This is a genomic window from Limnobacter sp., from assembly GCF_036846585.1.
Lineage (GTDB): Bacteria > Pseudomonadota > Gammaproteobacteria > Burkholderiales > Burkholderiaceae_B > Limnobacter.
This window is the reverse complement of the sequence record NZ_DAIUBR010000013.1, coordinates 39,719-63,227: the sequence shown is the minus strand read 5'-3', so window position 1 is coordinate 63,227 and position 23,509 is coordinate 39,719. Positions and strand designations below refer to the sequence as shown.

The window sequence follows — 23,509 nt, the reverse complement described above, 5'->3', positions numbered from 1 at the left end:
AGGGAGACAACTTTGAGTACACATGATCGCACAGGCACTTTCCGTTTTTTTAGAACCGCAGCCCTGGTGCTGTCGGTCACTGTTCTCGTTGCATGCGGATCAATCACCGGTATCAAAGATGTGCCCGAATACCTCGATTCCGATTTCGAGCATGTCGGCCCCCGTGAATTCATCACCAACATTGACCTGGCCCGTATTAAATTAGGCATGTCGCCCTTGCAGGTGAAAAATCGCCTGGGTGCGCCAATGCTGAGCGGAAAAGATCAAGACGATCGCTGGGACTATGTGCTGAAAAAAGGCGAAGGTGCTTCGGAAGAGTTTGTGCCGTATGCCGTGTACTTTAAAGATCAAAAGGTGGTTCGCCTTGCGCCTTTGACGCCGCCACCCACACCCGTGGCAGATCAGGCAACGCAAGCACCCGCTGCCGACACGGCTGTCGTTGACGCACCTTCGGTTGCCGCCCCCGAGGCCGTTGCCGGGGAAGAAGTGATGGCACCGGAGCCCAGCCTGTCTGTGGGTGCCGATGTGGGCGATGCGGCAGCCATCAATGACATGTTGAGCGCATGGGCTGCCGCTTGGGCCGCCAAAGACGTGGAGGCCTATCTGGGCTTTTATGCATCCACTTTTGAACATGGCAAAAAATCAAGGGAGTCGTGGGAAAAACAGCGCCGTGCGCGTTTGTCACAGCCTGCGACCATTGCGGTGAACTTGTCTGATGTACAGATCGACCTGCAATCCGAGGCATTGGCCACGGTGAAGTTCAAGCAGGATTATTCTTCAAACCGTTACAAAGACTCGGGCATGAAAATCCTGACCCTGTCGAAAGCTGGCGGTAGCTGGAAAATTCAAAACGAAGAATTCCAGAAGTAATTCAGCGCCCCCCCAAATCCCTGCAGGCAACATCGCCTTCAGGGGTTTTTTTATTGGGGGGTGTGATTGCACCGGTTGGTATCACCCTGAACAGGCGAATTTGGTAATTCGCACGCTTTCTCGTAGTGTCTGTGGCTTTCTAACCGTTGCAAGAACCCTCGAGAAATTCCAATGAAAAAACGTGATTTTTTAAAGCTGGTGACCATTGCCAGCGGCATGTCTTCTGTTGCCCCAACAGCCATGGCGCTTGATTTCGGGAAAATGCTGGGTGCTGGCGCTGATCTGGCCAAGTCAGCCAATATTTCAGATGAAGAACTGAACGCATATTTTGATCAAATGACGGTGCAGTACGACAAACAACATAAAATTGCGGATGAAAAAACACCCTATGGAACACGTTTGCAAACCTTGGTAAAAGGGCTTGAAGCCGAAGATGGCTTGAAGCTGAATTTCAAGGTCTATGAAACACCTGAGGTGAATGCATTTGCAATGGCCAACGGCACGATCCGTATTTATAGCGGTTTGATGGACATGATGGGCGATGAAGAAATTCGCTACGTCATTGGTCATGAAATTGGCCATGTCAAAGCAGGACACACCAAGGCGCGCATTCAAACTGCCATGCGAACCAGTGCCTTGCGTCAGGCCGCGTCTGCTACCGGTGGCAATGCCGGTTTGCTGGCTGAATCCCAGTTGGGTGACCTGTTTGAAAAAGTGATCAGCGCCCAACATTCGCAGGGCAACGAAAATGAGGCCGATGACTATGCCATGGCTTTCATGAAGCGGCGCAATTACGATGCAAAAGCAGCAGTGTCCGCACTGGAAAAACTGGCGAAGTTGTCCGAAGGTTCCAGTGCCAGCTGGTTGTCAACCCACCCGGCCCCTTCAGCGCGTGCGCAGCGCATGAAAAGCCAGTTGGGCTGATTCCTTCAAATCAGGTGAACTTTCAGGTTTTTATTCTTCAAAAACCTGAATTTTTCCACAACCATCCAGGCGTTCAACCAGGTCACTGCCCATCAGTCTGGATGGCGTGTACGCCCCACCGGCAATGTTTTTCTCCATCAGGATAAAACTGGCCACGGCCAGTGAACCCATCACTGTCAGCGAATAACCGTTGGCTGTTTTTACGCGCACCACCATTTTTTTGCCCTCTGCATTGGTGGCCTCACCCCACACATAGGCTGGCATTTTGGCGCGCTGTTCTTCATTCGGGCCTTCCACTTTGGAGGCCTGTTTTTTCAGGATGCCTTGCACCAGCGACATGCCCAGAATCGGGCGGACCAGATTGGCCGCACGCATCATGCGGACTGATTTTGGCGAAGAGGGAATGTACACCTCAATGTTGCGAATCCCGGTGCTGTGAAACGCAGTGGACACATCGCCCCACGGAATGGTGGCTGCAAACTTGATGCCATTGCCAAAGTTGATTTCACGAGTGTTATAACCCAATCCGACTGCCTTGATCTCGCCATTCTCGCGAATGCGCCCGCCCAGTTTCATGGCTTCAACCGTGGTTTTGGCTGTGCCTGCCGACAAGCCGCTGCGGGAGTCGAATCCCAGGGCCAGATGGGTTGCATCGGGCAGCAGTTCATGCAGTCGTGCGGCAACGCAATCGGTAGGAATGACATCGAATCCCACGCCGGGGCATAGCACCACTTTTTGTTTTTTGGCTTTGCCGCCAAGTGATTGCGCCAATTCAAACACGGAAATTTCGCCGGTGATGTCCAGGTAATGGGTTTTCGTTTGCAGGCAAGCCATCATCATGGGCTCGGCTGTTTCAGAAAATGGCCCTGCGCAATGCAAAACCAAATCAACCTCACTTAAACCTTGCAGAATTTCTGCTTCATCACCCAGGGAAAAAACGCGGCTGGGAAGGCTTAGTTTGTTGGCCAGTTCGGTGATGGCTGCTTCATTGCGGCCAGCCAGAATGGGGCGCATGCCGCGTTTGGCGGCCTCGCGGGCAATCATTTCACCGGTGTAACCGTTGGCACCGTAAATCATCCAGGGCATTGCGTCTCCTAAAGCGCGTCAGGGTGCCGTCTGCATGGGGCACCCCTTGTTGTTTTAAATCAAGATTCCAGTTTGGCTTTCACGCGATCCAGGAAGGTTCCCACCTGCGCGTCGAATTCCGATTTCACGATGCCCTCTGCAATGCCTTTCATGAGGCGTGGCACTGGCATTTCAAATTCGCCAGTCGAGCGAAACGCAATTGTGCAGGCTTTCGGGCTGTCTTCATTGATTACCCAACCACCGGAAACAGTGGCATTGCCACCACCGGGAACCGGGTTCCAGTCAATTTTGCTTTTGCCATCGTTGTTGTATTTGACGGTGTACTTCACTTGATGGGAAATACCGGCTGCGCCAATTTTGGCCATTTCCCAGCGCCACACTTCATCACCCAAATCCACGATCTTGTCGAGCTTCGGAAACAATGCCACGGTGTCTGCGACATCAGAAAGTTGATCAAATGCTTTTTTTGCACTGCAAGCCACTTTAAAAGACTTTTCAATTTTCACGTTCACATTAACCGGCATGTTCCCCTCGCTTTTTTTGATGAATGTAGTACTGCACGAGGTGCAGTGTATCGGTTAATTGGCGCGCTTGTTAGCTCGATTGAGCATCTGCGGCACGCCTCAATGCTGGCTTGTCAAATCTTGTAACTTCTGGTGTGTCGTAATTAATTGAAGTGTTGCACTGCGAGGCAGTGACATGTGTAAGTGTGTCCTTGCTTGCAAGAACATTGCATGATTTTTTCTGATGCATATGTTGCGTTGCAATGTAGCGCAAGTCTTCCTTTTCGAATTGAGGCTCTAGAAAAGTCAGTGTTTTTTTGGTGCAATGAGGTTGACAGTCGTTCACTGAAAGAGCATGTTACGCATAAGTAACTTTGATGACATTCAAGGGGTATAAACATGTCAAATTCATTTTTCGCCGTTTTTGCAGCTGTTGTGTTGACCGGCCTCATTTACAGCGGTGCCAACCTGCTGACCTTCACCGCCGCCATTGGCGCATCCGCACTGGGCTTTTACGCCTTAGGTGGATTGGGCGAACTGGGCTTGATCGTGTTCGCTGCGATCTATCTGCCCATCGCAGTGGTATTGAACGTGTCCAGCTTGCGTCGTGGTGTGCTGACGGCACCTATTTTCAAGGCCTTCAGCAAAGCGCTGCCAGCCATGAGTCCGACTGAAAAAGACGCGCTTGAAGCCGGAGACACCTGGTGGGAAGCTGAAATGTTCGGTGGCAAGCCAGACTGGTCCAAGCTGATGAACGTGAAGTACACCGAGCTGACCGCTGATGAAAAGTCATATCTTGAGAACGAGACAGAAGAGCTTTGCAAAATGCTTGACGACTGGAAAATCACTTTCGAGCTTAAAGACCTGCCACCGGAAGTTTGGAGCTTCATGGGCAAGAACAAATTCTTCGCCATGTTGATTGCCAAAGAACATGGCGGCTTGGGTTTTTCCCCCTACGCACAAAGTTGCGTGGTAGCAAAAATCGCGACACGTTCGCTGACCGCGTCCGTCACGGTCATGGTTCCAAATTCTTTGGGCCCGGGCGAGTTGATCATGCATTACGGTACGCAAGAACAGAAAGACTACTGGCTGCCACGTTTGGTGGATGGTCGCGAAATTCCATGTTTCGGTTTGACAGGTCCTGAAGTAGGTTCAGATGCCTCTGCAATTCCAGACACCGGCGTGGTCGTGAAGCGCGTGGTCGATGGCAAGGAAGAACTGGGCATTGTGTTGAACTTCAGCAAGCGCTACATCACATTGGCACCAGTGGCCACCGTGGTCGGTTTGGCGTTCAAACTGAAAGACCCGCAAGGTTTGTTGGGTGACAAAAACAAGGTGGACTACGGCATTACCTGTGCGCTGTTGCCTGCCAACACACCCAATGTGCAAATTGGTCGTCGCCACTTCCCGGGCTCCGTGTTCATGAACGGCCCCATTATTGGCAACGATGTTTACGTTCCGCTGTCTTCCATCATTGGTGGGCGCGAAATGGCCGGCAAAGGCTGGAGAATGCTGGTTGAATGTTTGTCAGCAGGCCGTGGCATTTCCTTGCCAGCCTTGTCTGCCGCTTCGGGTTGGGGCATGTACCTGGCCACCGGCGCGTATGCCCGCATTCGTCGCCAGTTCAAAATGCCAATTGGCCGTTTTGAAGGTGTTCAGGAGGCAACCGGCAAAATCGGTGGCCTGACCTACAAACTTGAGGCGTCCCGCGTGCTGACGGCAACTGCCTGTGCAGAATGTGCACCTTCAGTTGTAACGGCCATGATGAAATACCACATGACCGAAATGATGCGCGAAATCATTCTTCGTTCCATGGACGTTCATGGTGGCCGCACAGTAATTCTTGGCCCACGCAACTACCTGGGTCAGGCTTATCAGGCCATGCCCGTGGCCATTACAGTTGAAGGCGCGAACATCATGACGCGCAACCTGATTGTGTTTGGTCAGGGTGCCATTCGTTGCCACCCTTGGGTGTTGAAAGAAATGCAGGCAGCCCAAAACCCCAACAAAGAAGAGGGCTTACGCGATTTCGACAAAGCATTCTTCGGTCACTTGGGCCACATTTTCAACCGCGCCATGCGCGCCCTGTTGTTGGGCCTGACAGGCAACCGCTTGGCGAAAAGCCCGGTAAGTGGCCCCATGGCGGTGTACGCCAAAGCGATTGAGCGCCGTTCAGCAGCGCTGGCTTTCACAGCCGACGTGGCGATGGGTGTGTTGGGTGGTGAACTGAAGCGCCGCGAACGTTTGTCTGCCCGCCTGGGTGACGTGTTGAGCCACCTTTACATGGCCACCGCCGTGTTGAAGTATTTTGAAACCAACGGCCGTTTGGCCGATGAACTGCCACACGCACAATGGGCGATTGAAGACTCATTGTTCGAGATCGATAAAGCGTTCACCGAGTTCAACCGCAACTTCCCCAACAAGGCAGTGGGCTCCTTGCTGAACTTCGTGGCCTACCCGCTGGGCATGGGCAAAACCAAAGGCCCGAGCGACATGCTGAATGCAGAAGTGGCCGAATTGCTGATGACCCGCAACGCGTTTGCAGAACGTCTGCTGGACAAGGTGTTTGTGGGCGAAGGCCTGTCCGACCCCACCGGTCGAATTCTGGAAGCGGCCGACAAGTTGTTGTCCATCGAACCCGGTTACAGCAACTTCCTGAAAGCTGTTTCCTCCGGCAAGGTGACTGGTGAGGGCCTTGAAGACCAGTTGAAAGACGCGGTTGCCAAGAACCTGATCAGCCCCGATTTGGCCCAGGGTATTCGGGAATTCGAGCCGATTCGTTTCGACGCAATTTTGACCGACGACTTCAGCAAGGATTACCTGCGCACCAACGGTCAAATTCCGGATGAAATCATTGAAGCCAAGCCCGTGACTGAATACAAGGCAGCTGCTTGATTTTAAAAAGGAAGTTTTTCACGGTTCTTAAGTTGTCGTGAAAACACCAAAAGGCCTTGCTCAAGCAAGGCCTTTTTTTGTTACTCGCATTGAATATTTTGCGCTATGCTCAATGCATGGCAATTCAATTGATTCGTGACAATCGTTTTGGCGCATTCTTCTGGACGCAGTTTCTGGGCGCGTTCAACGACAATCTTTTGAAGTTCGCTGTCACGCTCGCAGTGACATACAACGATACGCTTCGCGGCAGTTTCTCCCCCGGTTTGCTGATCAATCTGATCGCTGCATTGTTCATCCTTCCGTTTGTTATTTTCTCCGCAACCAGCGGGCAGCTAGCTGACAAATACGACAAAACCAAAGTGATGCGTCTTGCCAAGTGGCTTGAGCCCCCCATTGTGCTGATCACCGCCGTGGGCTTCTTGTTGAATTCCGTGGAACTGCTGATTCTCGGTGTTTTTCTGCTCGGAACCCAGTCTGCATTTTTTGGTCCTGCGAAGTATGCCTACTTGCCCGAACACATGAAGTCCAGCGAGTTGGTGATGGCCAATGCCTTGGTTGAATCAGCCACATTCATGGCCATTTTGCTGGGCACGATTGCCGCGGGCAGCCTGATGAGTCAAGATGCCGGCAATGCCGTTGTGTACATCGTGTGTGGCTTTGGTTTTGTGGTGGCCATGCTGGGTGTATACCAAGCACATCGCATGCCATTAACACCTTCACATTGCGCTGATTTGCGGGTGAACTGGAACCTGTTCACAGAGACGTGGCGCAATGTGCGCTTTGCCACACAGCTTCCAGCGGTTTGGCCCGCCTTGTTGGGCATTTCATGGTTGTGGTTTGTGGGTGCAACCTACCTTACCCAGTTTCCTCTGTTGTCCAAAACCCTGTTGAATGCCAGCCCCGGTGTGGCCACGGTGTTGCTGTTCGCGTTCACCGTGGGTTTGGGTATTGGGGCCTTTCTGTGTGAAAAGTGGTCACGCAAGCGCATTGAAATGGGTCTGGTGTTGTGTGGTTTGGTGGTCATGATTCTGGCTGGTGTGTTGTTGCATGCCGTACTTGTTGCCTATCAAACCAGTGCGGCCCAGCAAACCGTATTTGCCTTCTTCAGTCAACTCAACAACCTGGCTGTGCTGGGTTTGTTTGTGCTCATCAGTATCGGTGTTGGTTTGTACAGCGTGCCGCTTTACGCCACCATGCAGGCGTTCGCCCCTAGGGAAAGCCGCTCACGGGTGGTGTCGGCCAACAACATCATCAATTCTTTTTTCATGGTGGTTTCAGCCGGGTTTGCGATTGCCATTTTGTTGGCCATCAAAGGGCAGGTGTTGTGGGTGTTTGCCGCAGTCACCGTGATCAATGTGGTGGTGTTGGGCTTGTGGGTGATCAAGCAACCTTACGTGGTGCTGCGGGCGCAGTTGCTGTTCAAAGTGCAGGGCAAATATGTGCCACACATCGAGAACCTGGATCACTTGGGCGAGAAGGGCGGCAACCTGATTGTGTTTCCCACGTTGCTTCATGAAAATTATTTGCTTCGAATGGCCGCGCTGCCGCTGGAAATGACGGTGGTGCTCTCTGGTCGGCTCAAGCCCTCCCGTTTTGTCAATCGTCTGCGCAAACACGGTTTTGTTCTGGAATTCAATAAATTGTCTGAAATTGATACTCAGAAGGAATTAATCAAGTCGATTGCGTCACATATTCAACAGGGTAGGTCCATTGCCATCGACAAGCCCATGTTTGAGTTGTTGCGCAAACAATATCGTCTGGACGACATGCCCGGCGTGTTGGCCAAAAAGGGTGTTGTCATGAACGTACTGGAGTTTTCTGAAGAAAACGTCAAAGAAAATTTCACAAGGCGTGAAATTTCTCAAACGGTATGGCGTCTAACCAAACGAGAGACTCTAATTACTTCAGGGGTTTAAAAACCCCATTGTTGGGGCGATAGTAGTAACAGGAGAGTTGACTGAAAAGTGTTGCAGGCACCAAAACGGCACAATAATGTAAATAAACGAGCTGGCCTGTTTTTTGCAACTTTTTCAACAGATGAAATTGATTGCTTTGGGCGCGAAATAGATTCACGGCCGAAGTAAAAAGGCGAAAGCAAAAGCGCGTTGTGCAGGAGGACATCATGAACACAGAGCTTGAGAAACGTGATTCGAATTCCGGTAATGCTGACATTTTTGGTCAGTTTCAATCCAGGTTTGCAGCTTTGCAGCAAACCGAGATGAGCCTTGAAGAATATCTCGAACTGTGTAAGGCCGATCCACTTACCTATGCCAGCGCCGCCGAGCGCATGCTGCATGCCATTGGTGAACCTGAGGTCATCAACACCCGGCATGACCCGCGGCTTTCTCGAATTTTCGCCAACCGTGTGGTGCGTCGCTACCCCTCATTCAAAGAATTTTACGGCATGGAAGAGGTGATTGAGAACATCGTTGCCTACTTCCGGCATGCTGCCCAAGGCCTTGAAGAACGCAAGCAGGTGCTTTATCTGCTTGGGCCTGTGGGCAGTGCCAAGTCTTCTTTGGCAGAGCGCCTGAAAGCCCTGATGGAGCAACAGCCGATCTATGCACTCAAAGGCTCGCCCGTCAATGAATCGCCACTGGGCTTGTTTGACCCGGTTCAGTTCGGCGCATCGCTGGAAGACAAATACGGCATTCCGCGCCGCTACCTGACCGGCATTGCCAGCCCTTGGGCCACCAAGCGTCTTGATGAATTCGGTGGCGACTTGCGCAAATTCCGCGTAGTTCGCTTGATGCCGTCTACCTTGAACCAGATCGCAATTACCAAGACCGAACCCGGCGACGAGAACAACCAGGACATTTCCGCCTTGGTGGGCAAGGTCGACATTCGGATGTTGAACCAGTTCAGCCAGGATGACCCCGATGCCTACAGCTTCAGTGGCGGCCTGTGTCTGGCCAACCAGGGCTTGCTTGAATTCGTGGAAATGTTCAAGGCCCCAATCAAGATGCTGCACCCCTTGCTGACCGCTACCCAGGAACGCAACTTCAAGGGCACGGAAGGTTTTGGTTCGATTCCCTTTGACGGCATTATTCTGGCACACAGCAACGAATCGGAATGGCAACAGTTCCGCAACAGCAAAACCAACGAAGCGTTTCTTGATCGCGTGTACATCGTGAAAGTGCCTTACTGTTTGCGCGTGTCTGAGGAAGTCAAGATTTACGAAAAGCTGATGGAAAATTCTTCCTTGAACAAGGCGTCTTGCGCACCCGGCACCCTGAACATGATGGCGCAGTTCAGCGTGCTGACCCGTTTGAAAGAACCAGCCAACAGCAACCTGTTCAGCAAGATGCGTGTGTATGACGGTGAAAACCTGAAGGACGTAGACCCGCACGCCAAGCCCATCCAGGAATACCGCGACCAGTCCGGTCCGGACGAAGGCATGAATGGCTCGTCCACCCGCTGGGCTTACAAAGTGTTGTCCAAGGTGTTCAACTTTGACCACCAGGAAGTGGCGGCCAATCCGGTGCACTTGCTCTACGTACTTGAACAGCAAGTCATTAAGGACAACCTGCCCGAGGAACAAACCCGAAAATACCTGGACTTCATCAAAAGCTACCTGACGCCCAAATACGCCGAATTCGTGGCCAAGGAAATTCAAACGGCTTATCTGGAAAGTTACAGTGAGTATGGCCAGAACCTGTTCGAACGTTACATCCAGTTTGCCGACAAGTGGATTCAGAACGAAGAATTCCGCGACCCGGCCACCGGTCAGATTTTCGACCGCGACTCCTTGAACGATGAACTGAACCGCATCGAGAAGCCTGCCGGAATTGCCAACCCCAAAGACTTCCGAAACGAAGTGGTCAATTTCGTGCTGCGTGCGCAGGCCAGCAATTCCGGCACCATGCCCGCATGGACCAGCTACGAAAAGTTGCGCGAAGTCATCGAGCGAAGCATGTTCTCCAAAACCGAGGACCTGCTGCCCGTTATTTCTTTCGATCACAAAGGTTCGAAGGAAAGCCAGGAAAAGCACGAGAACTTTGTGGACCGCATGGTTGCCAAGGGTTACACCGAGAAGCAGGTTCGCCTGCTCGTCGAGTGGCATTTGCGCGTGAAAAAGGCGTCTTGATCACGCAAAACGCATAAGGAGTTTGCCATGGGCGATTCAACCATTATTGATCGCAGGCTCAACGGCAAAAACAGAAGCTTGCCCAACCGCGAGCGCTTTATTCGGCGTTACAAAACGCAATTGAAAAAAGCGGTTTCGGATGTGGCGGGCGAATCCTCCATTTCCGATGTCAGCGGCGACGGCAAAGTCAAAGTACGCATTCCCACCCGCGAGGTTTCCGAACCAACCTTCATTTTTGGCCCGGGTGGCAGCACCGAACATGTAGTTCCGGGCAACCGTGACTTTGTGCCCGGCGACCGCATTCCACGTCCCAGTGGCGGTGGTGAGGGACAGGGTGGTGGAAAGCCCGGCAAAGGCGAGGGCGAAGACACCTTCACCTTTGTGTTGTCCCGTGAAGAGTTTTTGAATCTCTATTTCGATGACTTGGAGCTGCCCGAGCTGTTGAAGCGCGAAATATCATCGGTCAAACGCATGAAAAGTCGCAATGCGGGTTACTCGCGAACGGGCGCACCCACTTCCCTGTCCGTATTGCGCACCATGAAAGCGTCGTTGATGCGCCGCGTTGCCCTGGAACCCAAAGACGACGATGAAGAGGACGATGACGATGACGAGGAAAAATGTCAGCTTGACCTGCTTGAGGATGCAAAGAAAAAGCCCTACGTGCCGTTTCTGGACGAAGTGGATTTGCGTTACCGCAACCGCATAAGTTACCCCGAACCTTCTACCAACGCAGTTATTTTCTGCCTGATGGACGTGTCTGCCTCTATGGACGAGGCCAAGAAAGACCTGGCCAAGCGCTTTTACACCTTGCTGTACCTGTTTCTCACCCGCAAATACGAAGAGGTGAAGCTGGTTTTCATTCGCCACACCGACGAAGCCGAGGAGGTGAGCGAAGAAGATTTCTTCTATGGCAAGAAAAGTGGCGGTACCGAAATCATGCCTGCCATGGAACTGATGCACCACATCATCGAAACCCGTTATCCGGGCAGCGCATGGAATGTTTACGTGGCACAGGCCTCTGATGGCGATGCCACATCCCGCGACGCGCGGGCCAGCGCGGAGTATCTCTCTTCCAAAATCATGCCGCATGTGCGTTACTACGCCTATGTGGAGACCATGCCCACACCGATGTTCGGCATGGCGCGTGCATCGGATCTTTGGGAAAGTTTCGAACCGCTTGAAGAACGTTGTGAAGGACATTTTGCGATGCGCAAACTGTTCAATCGCCGCGACATCTATCCGGTATTTCGTGGTTTGTTTGAGAAAAAAGAAGTCGCCTTTGGGCGCTAGGAGTGGCACGCATGGCCAAACAACTGGATGCGGCAGGCAATGAATGGACCTTCGATTTGCTTCGGGAGATCGATGCACAGGTACACGACATTGCGGCCAACAAATTCAAGCTTGATACCTTCCCGAACCAGATCGAGGTGATCACTGCCGAGCAAATGCTTGACGCCTATTCCAGCGGTGCAATGCCCGTCATGTACCCGCACTGGAGCTACGGCAAATCATTTTCCGTGAATGAACACCTGTATGAAACCGGTCAGCAGAACCTGGCTTACGAAGTGGTGATCAATTCCAACCCCTGCATTTCCTACCTCATGGAAGAAAACACCATGACCATGCAGACCCTGGTGATTGCCCATGCCTGCTACGGCCACAACTCGTTTTTCAAGGGCAATTACCTGTTTCGCCAGTGGACGCAGGCCGATGCCATTATCGATTACCTCGTGTTTGCCAAAAAATACGTGATGGAATGTGAGGAAAAGTACGGTTTCGATGCGGTTGAAGAAGTACTGGATGCCGCGCATGCCCTTCAATACTTTGGTGTAGACCGTTACAAGCGCCGCTATGAATCGGAAGCCTCGCTGAAGGTAAAGCGCGATGATCTGGCCGAAGAAAAGCGACGCCAGTACGATGAAATCATGGCCAAGGTGTCACCAGTCGAGGCCGCGCAAATTGAGCGCAGGCAAGACAACTACCCGCATGATCCCGTGGAAAACATCCTGTACTTCATTGAAAAAGAGGCACCCAAGCTGCGCGACTGGGAACGCGAACTTGTGCGCATTGTGCGTAAAATGTCGCAGTATTTTTACCCGCAAGGGCAAACCAAGGTCATGAACGAGGGGTGGGCCAGTTTTTGGCACTACACCCTGCTGAACGCACTGTACGATGACAAACGGGTGTCGGATGGTTTCATGCTTGAATTCCTGACATCGCATACCAACGTGGTGTTTCAGCCCGATTCCCGTGACGGCCGGTTCCGTGCCTTGAACCCCTATGCATTGGGTTTTGCCATTTTCAGTGACATACGGCGCATGTGCGAAAAGCCCACCGAGGAAGACAGGCGCTGGTTCCCCGAACTGGCGGGCAGTGGCAACTGGCTAAAGGCCGTGGACTTTGCCATGCGCAACTTCAAGGATGAATCCTTTATCCGCCAATTCCTGTCGCCCAAAGTCATTCGCGATTTTCGCCTGTTTGCCATTGCCGACCACAAGAATGAATCCGACTTGTTTATCGATTGCATCCACAACGACGAGGGCTACAAGCGCATCCGAACCTTGCTGGCCAACCAGTACTCCCGGGAAACCATGGTGCCCGACATCCAGGTTACATCGTATGCAAGAATGACCGACCGTTCACTTACCCTGACCCACATGAGCCGTCGAGGCCGCCCGTTGAATGACGAAGAGGCAGAAAAAACCCTCGCCCAGGTTGAGCGGCTTTGGGGTTTCCCCGTTTATCTGGAAACATCGGATGTTCATTGAAACCCGGATTCAGCAACAGGCCAAGCTGGATTTGTCGGGTTCAGTGGCACCGTTCGAGTTGCCACTTCCCGACATGCCTGCCCATGTGTGGGCAAGCCCGGATACGCTTCGTTCGCGTTTTCATCTGGAAGCCGCGCGTTATTTCGAATGTGAATCTGTGTTGGCTGTAACCGGCATTGAAAGCGGAATTTCCGCCTTGGCCCGCTTGTTCCAAACCTGGTATGGGGCCATGCGGGTAGTTCTGGCCGAGCCCAGTTTTGATCAATGGGACAAGCGTTTTCGCCGTGCCAACCACGTGGTGCTGGATTGGCCTGTTGACCTGATCCTTGCAGGCGATATTCCGGAATGTGATGTGGTGGTGCTGGGGCGTCCGGTCAACCCTACCTGCCAAATGATCGGCATCAAACAGATCAAGCCACTTGCCCGAAGGCTGCGCGAACAGGGCGGGTGGCTGATTCTTGACGAAGCCTATCTGGACTGGACCGGTGAAGAATCCTACGCATCGTTCATTGAAGCAGAACCCGCCATCGTGTTGCGGTCTGTCGCACCGTTTTCAGGTTTGGCCGGGGCCAACCTTGCGTTTGTGTGCGGCCCCAAGGCCGTGTGTACCGCGTTATTGAACGAAGTTGGCACGCAGGCCGTGTCATCGCCGCAGTGGTGGCTGGCTTTGCAGTACTTTGAGGCGGAACGATGGCGTGAAGACCAGTTGCAACGGCTTGCCGACGTGTGTGTTCGGCTTGAAGCGTTGTGGCGTGAACGGCTTGGTGCCACAGTCGAGATTTACAAAGGCGGATACTTCATCAGTTTTGAACACCCCAACAACGACCGGTGGGCCACCCGGCTGGAAGAGCTTGGCGTTCTTGTTCGCACCTATGCCAGTGAAGCCTGCATTCTGCGTTGCGGCGTACCCAAAAACGAAGCGGACTGGCTGCGATTGGGCAAGGCCATCAAAGCCTTGGACGTCTAGCTGTGCCGCATCACTTCTTCAACACCCCGTTCCCGGGGTTTTGAAGACACCAGCAGGGTTTTGGCCAATCGATCTTGGGGAAACTGCCCGTTTTTGTCAAAAAACGAATAAATGAAGCCAATGCCTGTGAGGGTAAAAAACCAGCAAAGCACGTAGCGAAACAGGGCTTGCAGCCAGCCGACCCGCTCGCCGTTTTCATTGACTAATCGAAGATGCCAGGTTTTCATCGCCAGCGTTTGCCCGCCATGGCGCCAAAACCACACGAAATACAGCCCCAGTACCGCGAAAAACCACCACTGGCGGGCTTCCCGCAGGTAAAGGGCATGCCGGCTCTGGGTTAGTGTGTCGAAAAAGTAGCCTGCAATAAAAAGAACGCCGAACAGCAGCATGCTTTCATACAGCATGCTGGCCAGTCGGCGTTTTCTGCTTGGGCTGATCAAGCCATTGTTGAGTAGTCGTTCCATTCCGGTATTTTATCGCTGCACACGCAACCGAAATGCTGACAAGGTTTAATTCAGGGATGGTTTGTTGTTCCTAACCTTGAATTCATCCCGCTTTTTCTGGTCCAGGCTTTGGTAGCTGTTCCAGGTGGAATTTCGTTCACCCTGGCGCTTTTCCTTCAGTGCCTTGTAGTTCTGGCGGGCTGCGGCTTTGTCTCTGGGGCTTAACTCACTCCAGGTGCTGACGCGTTCACGCATGATCGCCTGTCGCTCTTGCGGTTCGCTTTCGTACTTTCGGCCCACCTTCAACCAGCGTTCCCGTTGGGCGTTGGTCATTGAGCCCCACTCATCTTTCAATGGTTCCAGCAATTCCTGTTGTTTGCCGGAAAGTTCGGACCATGAAGTGGAGGCCAATGCATCGGCGCTCTGGATGCCCAGTACCAAAATCAGACCCAGCGTCAGTAATCCGGAATAAAGTCTAGTGGCAGCCATGTCCTTCACCCCTCAAAGCACTAGATTGATGTCGTGAAGTCGGCGGGCAAGGAGTCCATCCATTGCTCAAGACCGTCTTCGGCTGGAATCGTATTGTTTTTCTGTAGCTCGGTGGCGTAATTGATGAAGCCATTGTCCAGATAGGCGTCAGGCGGCAAGTCATCAGACAAAATTGCCGCATCCAGATCCGCAGTCTCAGAAATTCGCGCATCGTAATTTTCCAGGCCGAATTGTGCAACACCCAGTGCCGCACCGGCAATAAACAGCGCGCTGACCGCCATCGACAGGGCAGGGCGATTAAACCATTCGGAAATGTGCTGGAAAAAATCGCTTATGGGTCCGTTGATCGGCGTTTTGGATTTGCCATGCGCACCATGCTTTTCAGCGTGCAATTGCACTGACTGGGCGATGGCCAGGTTCAAGCGTGCCTGAATGTCAGGCGAGACCCGTCCCGCTGACTCGTTAAGTAGCTTTTTAACTACATTTGCGGTTAGCCGATCCTCGTTCATTCCCGAAACCCCTGTTGCCTTAATACCTGTGCCAGTGCCTTTGTTGCCCTTGAACAATGCGTTTTTACACTGCCTTCGGAACACCCCATGATCTCTGCCGTTTCCGCCAAGTCCATCTCTTCCCAATAACGCAAAAGGAATGCCTGGCGTTGACGCTCCGGCAAATTTGCGATGGCCTCTTCGATGGCAGCCATATTCTGAGACTGCTCAATCTCATCCTGGGCGCTTGAATTCTGTGACCCATCGTGTGCGAGAAGGTTCTCAAGCACGTCATACTCTTCTTCGTCTTTCTTCTGGAAGCTGGAAAACAGGGTTGTCCAGGTGTTCCTAACCTTCTGGCGACGGTGAAAGTCCAGAATGGTGTTCTGCAAAATGCGGGTAAACAGCATGGGTAGCTCTTCTTTGGGCTTGTCACCATACTTGTCGGAAAGCTTCATCATGCTTTCCTGTACCAGGTCCATCGCACTTTCTTCATTCTTGACGGCAAAAAACGCCTGTCGGTAAGCCCTGTGCGACACCTCTTTCAAAAATCCCTCTAATTCTCTCGTGCTGGCCATATTTGTGTTTGTCGAGGTGGTGTTAGAGGGTTTCCAATCGGTTTTAAGCGGGGTTTCGGGCTGTTTGAGCCAAGGCGAGAATGATTCGCAGTTTTTAACAATACGGCATCATATCAAAGCCGGGAGCTTTTTTCTTGACCCGCGGCGGGCTTCGCACTAAGATCTCGGTCTACCCTGTTTTTGTCTCAAGTTAATCAACATACCCTTGTTGTTTTGGCGAAAGACGCGCTAGGGCGCTGAACTTTGTGTTCAGAAGCCCATGGCCAACCTGCCCGACATAATCGGGTTGTGATCGCCAGCGCTTTGCGACATGTCCACACCCACAAGGTTGTTCATTTTCAAAAAGCCTGTGCCCCACGGCAATGCGATCCAGGACGGCATCCGACCAATGTCCCGTGGATTTTGTCAGGATTTTTTAAAAATGGAATATACCGGCGCGGAAATCGTTGTCAAATGTCTGGAAGAAGAAGGCGTCAAGCACGTTTTCGGTTACCCAGGCGGTGCAGTTCTCTATATCTATGATGCCATCTTCAAGCAAGACGGTTTCGAACACATTCTGGTGCGTCACGAGCAAGCTGCGGTTCATGCAGCCGATGCCTACTCACGTTCAAGTAACAAGGTGGGTGTTTGTCTCGTTACCTCAGGCCCGGGTCTGACCAATGCTGTGACCGGCATTGCGACTGCCTACATGGATTCAATCCCCATGGTGATTTTGTCTGGTCAGGTGCCCACGCACGCGATTGGCCAGGATGCATTCCAGGAATGCGACACCGTGGGTATCACACGCCCCTGCGTCAAGCACAACTTCCTTGTGAAAGACGTGAAAGACCTGGCGCGTGTCATGAAAGAAGCGTTTTACATCGCCCGCTCTGGCCGACCCGGCCCGGTGCTGGTGGACATTCCCAAAGACATCACCGTTCACAAAACCCGCTTTGATTATTCCGAGCCCGTGAAAATGCGCTCGTACAACCCCGTGGTCAAAGGCCACCAGGGTCAAATCAAAAAAGCCGTGCAAATGATTCTGGAAGCCGAGCGCCCCATGATCTATTCCGGCGGTGGCGTGATTTTGGGCGATGCGTCGGCCGAGCTGACCCGCTTGGTTGAATGGGTGGGGGCGCCTTGCACCAACACCCTGATGGGCTTGGGCGCATTCAAGGCCAGCGACAGGAAGTTCATGGGCATGCCCGGCATGCACGGCACCTATGAAGCCAACCTGGCCATGCAAAACTGCGACGTGCTGATCGCCGTGGGTGCCCGTTTCGACGACCGCGTGATCGGCAACCCCAAAGATTTCGCATCCATTCCACGCAAAATCATTCACATTGATATCGACCCATCTTCCATTTCAAAGCGCGTGAAAGTGGATGTGCCCATTGTCGGCAACATCAAAGACGTGCTGGTTGACCTGATTCAGTTGCTGGAAGAAAGCGGCAAACGCGTTGACCAGGGCAAGCTGCAAGGCTGGTGGGAACAGGTTGAGAAGTGGCGCGGCCGCAAATGCCTGGATTACCCCAAGTCTGACGAAGTCATCAAGCCTCAATTTGTAGTTGAAAAGCTCTGGGAAGTGACCAACGGCGACGCCTTTGTGACCTCCGACGTAGGTCAGCACCAAATGTGGGCTGCCCAATACTATCGGTTCGACAAACCCCGCCGCTGGATCAACTCCGGTGGTTTGGGCACCATGGGCGTGGGCTTGCCTTACGCCATGGGCGTTCAAATGGCCAATCCCGACGCCCTGGTGGCTTGTATTACCGGTGAAGCGTCCATCCAGATGAACATCCAGGAATTGTCCACCTGCTTCCAGTACCATTTCACGCCGAAAATCGTGAACTTGAACAACCGCTACCTGGGCATGGTTCGCCAGTGGCAACAACTGGATTACGGTTCACGTTATTCCGAAAGCTACATGGATGCGCTGCCCGACTTCGTGAAACTGGTGGAAGCCTACGGTCACATCGGCATGCAGATCACCAAGCCATCGGATGTTGAGCCTGCCTTGCGCGAAGCCTTTGGCAAGTACAAAGACCGTTTGGTGTTCATGGACTTCATCACCGACCGCACAGAAAACGTGTGGCCCATGGTGAAAGCCGGCAAGGGATTGTCTGAAATGCTGCTGGGTTCGGAAGAACTGTAACAAGGAGATGGCAAATATGAGACATATTATTTCCGTTCTCCTCGAGAACGAACCGGGTGCGTTGTCCCGTGTGGTGGGCCTGTTTTCCGCCCGTGGATACAACATTGAAACGCTGACCGTGGCCCCCACGGAAGATGAAACCCTGTCACGCATGACCATCGTCACTGTGGGTTCCGATGACATCATCGAGCAGATCACCAAACACCTTAACCGCTTGATTGAAGTGGTGAAAGTGGTGGATCTAAGTGATGGTGCGCATATTGAACGCGAGCTGATGCTGGTAAAATTGCGCGCAGTGGGCAAAGAGCGTGAGGAATTGAAGCGCACCGCGGATATTTTCCGGGGTCGCATCATTGATGTCACTGAGAAAAGCTACACCATTGAGCTGACCGGCAACAAATCCAAGCTGGATGCATTCCTGGACTCGATTGACCGCACCGCCATTTTGGAAACTGTCCGTACGGGCAGCTCCGGCATTGGCCGCGGCGAACGAATTCTGCGCGTCTGAACCGTGGGCTCAGTCCGGTAATTGAGTCCGGTAACTGGGCCCGAAAGATGAATTTAAATATCTGAAAAAAGGAAATCGACATGAAAGTTTATTACGACAAAGACGCGGATCTGTCCCTGATCCAGAAGAAGAAAGTATCCATCATTGGTTACGGTTCACAAGGCCATGCCCACGCGCAAAACCTGCGTGATTCCGGCGTTGAAGTGGTTGTTGGCCTGCGCAAGGGCGGTGCCTCCTGGTCCAAAGCCGAAGGCGCTGGCCTGAAAGTGAAAGAAGTGGCTGACGCCGTGAAAGAAGCCGACGTAGTCATGATTTTGTTGCCCGACGAGAACATTCCCGACGTGTACAACAAGGAAGTGGCCCCCAACATCAAGGCTGGCGCTGCTTTGGCTTTTGCCCATGGCTTTAACGTGCATTACAACCAGGTAATTCCACGTGCCGACATCGATGTGATCATGATCGCCCCCAAAGGCCCAGGCCACACCGTGCGCTCTGAATACCTGAAAGGCGGCGGCGTACCTTCACTGATCGCGATTTACCAGGACACCACTGGCAATGCGCACGACATCGCACTGGCCTATGCTGCAGCAAACGGCGGCACAAAGGGTGGCGTAATCGAGACCAACTTCCGCGAAGAAACAGAAACAGACTTGTTCGGTGAACAGGCTGTGTTGTGCGGCGGTGCGGTTGAACTGGTGAAAGCCGGTTTCGAAACCTTGGTTGAAGCTGGTTACGCGCCTGAAATGGCTTATTTCGAATGCCTGCACGAACTGAAGCTGATCGTTGACCTGATCTACGAAGGCGGCATTGCCAACATGAACTACTCCATTTCCAACAACGCGGAATATGGCGAGTACGTCACTGGCAACCGAGTGATTGCCGACCAGGCACGTGCTGCCATGAAAGAATGTTTGAACAATATTCAGAACGGCGAGTACGCCAAGCGCTTCATTCTGGAAGGCAAAACCAACTACCCGGAAATGACAGCGCGTCGTCGCTTGAATGCACAGCATCCAATCGAAATCGTCGGTGCTCAGCTGCGCGCCATGATGCCTTGGATCAGCAAGAACAAGCTGGTTGATCAGTCCAAAAACTAAGCCGGAAAACCGTTAACCGGTTTTTCAGGCTTGACGAAACCCCAGGGCGCGGAAGTGCCGTGGGGTTTTTTTTATTGGGACAATATTCCTGATGGAATGGATGGGTGTATTTAGCGCTTGAGCGTACCAATTATAGGGAGTAGTATTTTTTCAGCAAAGCAAGTTCAGCCTCAAAGCGTAGTGCGCAGGATCGTCGTCGTGGTGTGTAAAAACCAACCAGGAGAGTTCCATGAAAAATAGACTTGTTGCTTTGTGCGTTTCGGCTGGTTTTGTTTGTGCGGGTGCGTCCGCTGCGTGGGCTGATGCAGGTGCCCACAAAATGGTCACCCCGGCAGACCTGAGCTGGGGAGATGTTCCGTCATTGCCAGCCGGGGCGAAGGTTGCCGTGATTGAGGGCCCACTGAATGAGGCCAAGCCTTTCACTTTTCGCCTGAAATTTCCGGCAAACTACAAAATACCCCCTCATTCTCACCCCGCAATTGAACACGTCACGGTGATTTCCGGCACGTTCCACATGGGGGTCGGGGACAAAATGGATACGTCAAAAACCATGCCGCTTGCCGCGGGAAGTGCGGCCATCATGCAGCCACAGACCACCCATTTTGCCTGGACAGGCAGTGAAACCATTATCCAGGTGCATGGTGTGGGGCCTTGGGCAATCAATTACGTCAATCCTGCGGATGATCCCAGGAAAAAATGACCTTGTTGGGTTGGGTCTCAAGATCCAACCCATTTGGACAGCCCCTTGATTTGATCGATGGTTTTGGGTGGGACATCCATCAACTTGTGGTAGTAGGGAAGCTGTGCCTTGCTGCCGGTTACTCCCGTATTGAGGGCCTGAATCTCCCTGTCCCCGCCGGTCATGAACAGAGTTTTGTAGTTTTCTTTTTCCAAGCCTTCCCGTCTGGCGTCAACATTGCGCGGATTGCCGTTATTGACGATCAGGTGTGTGTACAGATCCCGAATTTCGACATTTAGCTGGCCTGTGCGGTCTTTCCCGCTCTTGCAGTTAAATGCGGGTGTTGCGCCAATTTCATTGGCCAAAGCCAATAGTCTTGCCGGAAGTTTGTATGGTTCGTTTCCAACTCGATGGTGACGTTTCGAGACGTAGATGTCCCGAATTTGCTCCGTCAAGTGCTCAATAAGAGTGATGTTCTCGAGAATCTCCCTTCGTTTATTCATGTTTGCCGCATCGTTCCCGGTGATTGACGCCAATTCGGCGTTTAACCTTTGTATTTTGGCGCCAGTTGTTCCACCGATTGTTTCGATTTTGTTGGTTGACCCAATCAGAAGCTTGATTGCCTTGTTGTTGATCAAATCCGCATTTCGCCAAATGCCGATCAGGTTTCCTGTCGCGCTTAGGGAAAGATGGTTGACCGGTGTGTTGAACATGATAATTCTCGGTTTGACAGTGATTGTGTGCGAGTTGTCTTTTCCGCTACCAATTTGAACCTGAATTTCTTGTTGGTTTGCTCTTGCGAAGGCTTGTTGCTGTTGTTTTATCATTGTCTTCTCCTTGCTGGCCGGGGTCAGCAGGTTCACCGAAACGATGTCAAGAATCAATGGCTGGCTCGCACCGATTTTATCCGCGGGTATACCATTTCGCTTTAAGTGATCAATTACGCTGGCGTGGATAAACTCTTTAACACGGGCATCGTTTGCAGCGGCGCGCTCCGAGGGGTCTTTAATTCCGTAAGCATCGTGTACCCCGTGTCTGAGTCCTGAAAACGCATTTTTTGCTTGGGAGTTGCCTGATTGTTCAGCACGAAATTCGGTTCTCCACAGGTTGACCGCATGGCGTCGTTCCCGAATGGCATAGCTGCAAACTCCATTGATCCCGTCATCTTGATACTTTTTCGCCAACACGCTGTCCAGCTCAATGGCTGGTGTCATGATTGTGCTGAAATTGACGGTTCGGACTGTTCCCCCCGGATCTGGAAACTGCAGTGCATGACGCAGCGAAATGTTGCTCCACTCCCTGGACTGAAGTGTGTCTACGTATCGATCAAAAATCTGTTTGTCCAGCGTCTCCACGCTGACATCTTTCGTTCTAAAACCCAAGCTGCGGAATTTACCGTGAATAATTGAAGCCAGTGCGGTTCGTATGTGCACATGTCGAGTTTGCTCGGGAATGCTTCCCCCTTGGCTACCCACACATATCAACTTTGTTTGTTCTCGTTTGAATTGTCGAAAAATATCGAAAAACTTGCTGCGTTTGTGTTTCCCCCCACTATCCTGTTTGATGCAGGCCTTGTCGTAACTTAAGTTTTTCCACTGTTTTTCTCGCAGTGAACCAGCCGCCTGGTTTATTCGAGTGGTGAGTTCCTCGAGCGACAAATTTGTATTTGTCAGTTTTGCCTTGTTCAGCAGATCATTCACGACCTGCAGCGCTGCTTGATAGTGAATAAGTTTGAAGCCAATCGCGTCCGCTGTTGATGTGTAGTCTGTGGATGATGTGCGTTCAAGTACCTGGCTGCTGCGTGGGGTGTTGCATGCACTCCAGTATTCTGATCCCGTGTCGCTGCGCTCATCATCTGAAATTGAAAATGCTCCGGGCAGCGTCTTTTCAGAAAATTCCGCCCTGATCGCTTTGTTGATTTCCTGCAACTCAAATGCAGTAGTCAAAGATCTTGGAATGGCCGCAATTAGTTGAATCACGAAATCCCTGAGTGGATCCAAAATACGTGTGGCAGCATTGACAAAGGGGTCGTGTGTTACCTGTTCTCTGGAATTACCTGTTGTTAGCTCATGTGGCACAGATGCATTGGGTTTTATCGAGTTAGGTGTGGTCATTGGTCAAAGTGTTTGAGGGCTATTGCTTCGGTATCGCGGTTTTTGGCAGGCAACGCTGTTCGAGTATGTGATGAGTTGTTTGCTTAAGTTCACTTAAAATTTTCTTGATTAAAGGCATCAGCCAAGATTCTTATTGCCAATCCGTACAAAACTTCTCGCGTTTGGTCTCTTTGGCTTATAAAATCGACCCCACAACCATTCACAACAAAGAGCCATGAACTATCCACATCCCATTATTGCCCGAGAGGGTTGGCCATTCCTTGCGATCGTAGCCTTGCTGGCGCTTGCACTTCAGTCGTTTGGGCTCACGTTCCTGTCTGTAGTGGCCTGGATTTTGTTCGCTTTCGTGTTGCAGTTTTTCCGTGACCCACCCCGTTATGTTCCCGCGCAGAAAAACGCAGTGGTGTCGCCAGCCGATGGTCGTATTGTTGCTGTTGAGCGTGTGGAAGACCCCTATGCGCAGCGCGAAGCCCTGAAAATTTCCGTGTTCATGAACGTATTTAATGTGCATTCCAACCGCATTCCCATTGGCGGTGAAATCAAGTCGGTGGATTACTTCCCCGGTTTGTTTGTCAATGCCGATCTGGACAAGGCAAGTACCCAAAACGAGCGCAACGCAATCGTGATTCACACCGACAGCGGCGCAACGGTTACTGCGGTGCAGGTTGCGGGCTTGATCGCACGCCGTATTCTTTGCTACGTGAAGCCCTCTGAAACAGTCGAAAAAGGTCAGCGTTACGGTTTCATCCGTTTCGGTTCTCGAGTTGATGTGTATTTGCCCACCGATTCAGTGCCCAAAGTGGCCATTGGCGACAAAGTATCGGCCTCATCGACCGTGCTGGCCGAACTGGTGTCCTGATCATGCGCTTCAAGCGGAAC

21 protein-coding genes are annotated in these 23,509 nt (G+C 52.1%); 13 read left to right on the top strand and 8 right to left on the bottom strand.

All coding sequences use genetic code 11. From position 1 onward, the window contains the following. The first annotated feature begins 12 nt into the window (after nucleotides 1-12). Complete coding sequence (locus tag V7028_RS08025; RefSeq protein WP_334119561.1) at nucleotides 13-870, top strand: outer membrane protein assembly factor BamE; 858 nt, start codon at nucleotides 13-15, stop codon at nucleotides 868-870. A gap of 171 nt (nucleotides 871-1,041) precedes the next feature. Next, nucleotides 1,042-1,794: a M48 family metallopeptidase gene (locus tag V7028_RS08020; protein WP_334119560.1), complete on the top strand. Its 753-nt coding sequence runs from the start codon at nucleotides 1,042-1,044 to the stop codon at nucleotides 1,792-1,794. A 30-nt stretch (nucleotides 1,795-1,824) separates the two neighbouring features. Here the strand turns inward: V7028_RS08020 and V7028_RS08015 are convergent, their stop codons facing one another. Together V7028_RS08015 and V7028_RS08010 are read right to left on the bottom strand one after the other, a co-directional pair. After that, on the bottom strand, nucleotides 1,825-2,880 hold the full coding sequence (locus V7028_RS08015) for a saccharopine dehydrogenase family protein (RefSeq protein ID WP_334119559.1): 1,056 nt from the start codon (nucleotides 2,878-2,880) through the stop codon (nucleotides 1,825-1,827). Nucleotides 2,881-2,939: 59 nt separating this feature from the next. After that, nucleotides 2,940-3,404, bottom strand: a complete 465-nt coding sequence (locus tag V7028_RS08010) for an SRPBCC family protein (RefSeq protein ID WP_334119558.1) — start codon at nucleotides 3,402-3,404, stop codon at nucleotides 2,940-2,942. Between the two features lie 378 nt (nucleotides 3,405-3,782). Between V7028_RS08010 and V7028_RS08005 the strand changes: the two genes are divergently transcribed. The 6 genes from V7028_RS08005 (at nucleotide 3,783) to V7028_RS07980 (ending at nucleotide 14,100) form a co-directional block, all read left to right on the top strand. Next, complete coding sequence (locus tag V7028_RS08005; protein WP_334119557.1) at nucleotides 3,783-6,278, top strand: acyl-CoA dehydrogenase; 2,496 nt, start codon at nucleotides 3,783-3,785, stop codon at nucleotides 6,276-6,278. Nucleotides 6,279-6,394: 116 nt separating this feature from the next. After that, nucleotides 6,395-8,194, top strand: a complete 1,800-nt coding sequence (locus V7028_RS08000) for an MFS transporter (protein ID WP_334119556.1) — start codon at nucleotides 6,395-6,397, stop codon at nucleotides 8,192-8,194. Nucleotides 8,195-8,400: 206 nt separating this feature from the next. Next, nucleotides 8,401-10,365 (top strand): PrkA family serine protein kinase, encoded by a 1,965-nt coding sequence (locus V7028_RS07995; RefSeq protein ID WP_334119555.1) that lies wholly within the window; start codon nucleotides 8,401-8,403, stop codon nucleotides 10,363-10,365. Nucleotides 10,366-10,392: 27 nt separating this feature from the next. Further along, nucleotides 10,393-11,655 carry a YeaH/YhbH family protein gene (locus tag V7028_RS07990; protein WP_334119554.1) on the top strand — a complete coding sequence of 421 codons (1,263 nt, stop codon included), beginning with the start codon at nucleotides 10,393-10,395 and terminating at the stop codon, nucleotides 11,653-11,655. Between the two features lie 11 nt (nucleotides 11,656-11,666). Beyond that, nucleotides 11,667-13,133, top strand: coding sequence for a SpoVR family protein (locus V7028_RS07985; RefSeq protein WP_334119553.1), 1,467 nt, complete (start codon nucleotides 11,667-11,669; stop codon nucleotides 13,131-13,133). Then, complete coding sequence (locus tag V7028_RS07980) at nucleotides 13,123-14,100, top strand: aminotransferase class I/II-fold pyridoxal phosphate-dependent enzyme (RefSeq protein WP_334119552.1); 978 nt, start codon at nucleotides 13,123-13,125, stop codon at nucleotides 14,098-14,100. Before V7028_RS07985 ends, V7028_RS07980 begins: the two co-directional genes overlap by 11 nt. On the opposite strand, the gene V7028_RS07975 is transcribed toward V7028_RS07980, so the two are convergent. The 5 genes from V7028_RS07975 to V7028_RS07955 all read right to left on the bottom strand — a co-directional run bounded on the left by V7028_RS07975 (nucleotide 14,097) and on the right by V7028_RS07955 (nucleotide 16,479). Then, on the bottom strand, nucleotides 14,097-14,564 hold the full coding sequence (locus V7028_RS07975; protein ID WP_334119551.1) for an RDD family protein: 468 nt from the start codon (nucleotides 14,562-14,564) through the stop codon (nucleotides 14,097-14,099). The two genes, V7028_RS07980 and V7028_RS07975, sit on opposite strands and share 4 nt — an antisense overlap. 45 nt (nucleotides 14,565-14,609) lie before the next feature. Next, nucleotides 14,610-15,032, bottom strand: coding sequence for a DUF3106 domain-containing protein (locus tag V7028_RS07970; RefSeq protein WP_334119550.1), 423 nt, complete (start codon nucleotides 15,030-15,032; stop codon nucleotides 14,610-14,612). Nucleotides 15,033-15,052: 20 nt separating this feature from the next. After that, nucleotides 15,053-15,541: a DUF3619 family protein gene (locus V7028_RS07965; RefSeq protein WP_334119549.1), complete on the bottom strand. Its 489-nt coding sequence runs from the start codon at nucleotides 15,539-15,541 to the stop codon at nucleotides 15,053-15,055. Beyond that, nucleotides 15,538-16,098, bottom strand: a complete 561-nt coding sequence (locus V7028_RS07960; protein ID WP_334119548.1) for an RNA polymerase sigma factor — start codon at nucleotides 16,096-16,098, stop codon at nucleotides 15,538-15,540. Before V7028_RS07960 ends, V7028_RS07965 begins: the two co-directional genes overlap by 4 nt. Nucleotides 16,099-16,347: 249 nt before the next feature. Then, nucleotides 16,348-16,479 (bottom strand): hypothetical protein, encoded by a 132-nt coding sequence (locus tag V7028_RS07955; protein WP_008251157.1) that lies wholly within the window; start codon nucleotides 16,477-16,479, stop codon nucleotides 16,348-16,350. A 40-nt stretch (nucleotides 16,480-16,519) separates the two neighbouring features. Between V7028_RS07955 and V7028_RS07950 the strand changes: the two genes are divergently transcribed. The 4 genes from V7028_RS07950 (at nucleotide 16,520) to V7028_RS07935 (ending at nucleotide 20,537) form a co-directional block, all read left to right on the top strand. Next, the gene (locus V7028_RS07950; RefSeq protein ID WP_334119547.1) at nucleotides 16,520-18,232 is read left to right on the top strand and encodes an acetolactate synthase 3 catalytic subunit; all 1,713 of its coding nucleotides are present in this window, start codon (nucleotides 16,520-16,522) and stop codon (nucleotides 18,230-18,232) included. A 16-nt stretch (nucleotides 18,233-18,248) separates the two neighbouring features. After that, a complete protein-coding gene (ilvN, locus tag V7028_RS07945) occupies nucleotides 18,249-18,740 on the top strand; it encodes an acetolactate synthase small subunit (protein ID WP_305564722.1) in 492 nt (163 codons plus the stop codon). An 80-nt stretch (nucleotides 18,741-18,820) separates the two neighbouring features. Further along, entirely contained in the window at nucleotides 18,821-19,837 is a 1,017-nt protein-coding gene (ilvC, locus tag V7028_RS07940; protein WP_334119546.1) for a ketol-acid reductoisomerase, read from the top strand. A gap of 229 nt (nucleotides 19,838-20,066) precedes the next feature. Next, nucleotides 20,067-20,537 (top strand): cupin domain-containing protein, encoded by a 471-nt coding sequence (locus tag V7028_RS07935; protein ID WP_334119545.1) that lies wholly within the window; start codon nucleotides 20,067-20,069, stop codon nucleotides 20,535-20,537. A gap of 17 nt (nucleotides 20,538-20,554) precedes the next feature. Here the strand turns inward: V7028_RS07935 and V7028_RS07930 are convergent, their stop codons facing one another. Further along, a complete protein-coding gene (locus V7028_RS07930) occupies nucleotides 20,555-22,630 on the bottom strand; it encodes an inositol phosphate phosphatase SopB (protein ID WP_334119544.1) in 2,076 nt (691 codons plus the stop codon). A gap of 214 nt (nucleotides 22,631-22,844) precedes the next feature. Between V7028_RS07930 and V7028_RS07925 the strand changes: the two genes are divergently transcribed. Next, complete coding sequence (locus tag V7028_RS07925; protein ID WP_334119543.1) at nucleotides 22,845-23,489, top strand: phosphatidylserine decarboxylase; 645 nt, start codon at nucleotides 22,845-22,847, stop codon at nucleotides 23,487-23,489. Nucleotides 23,490-23,509 lie beyond the last annotated feature (20 nt).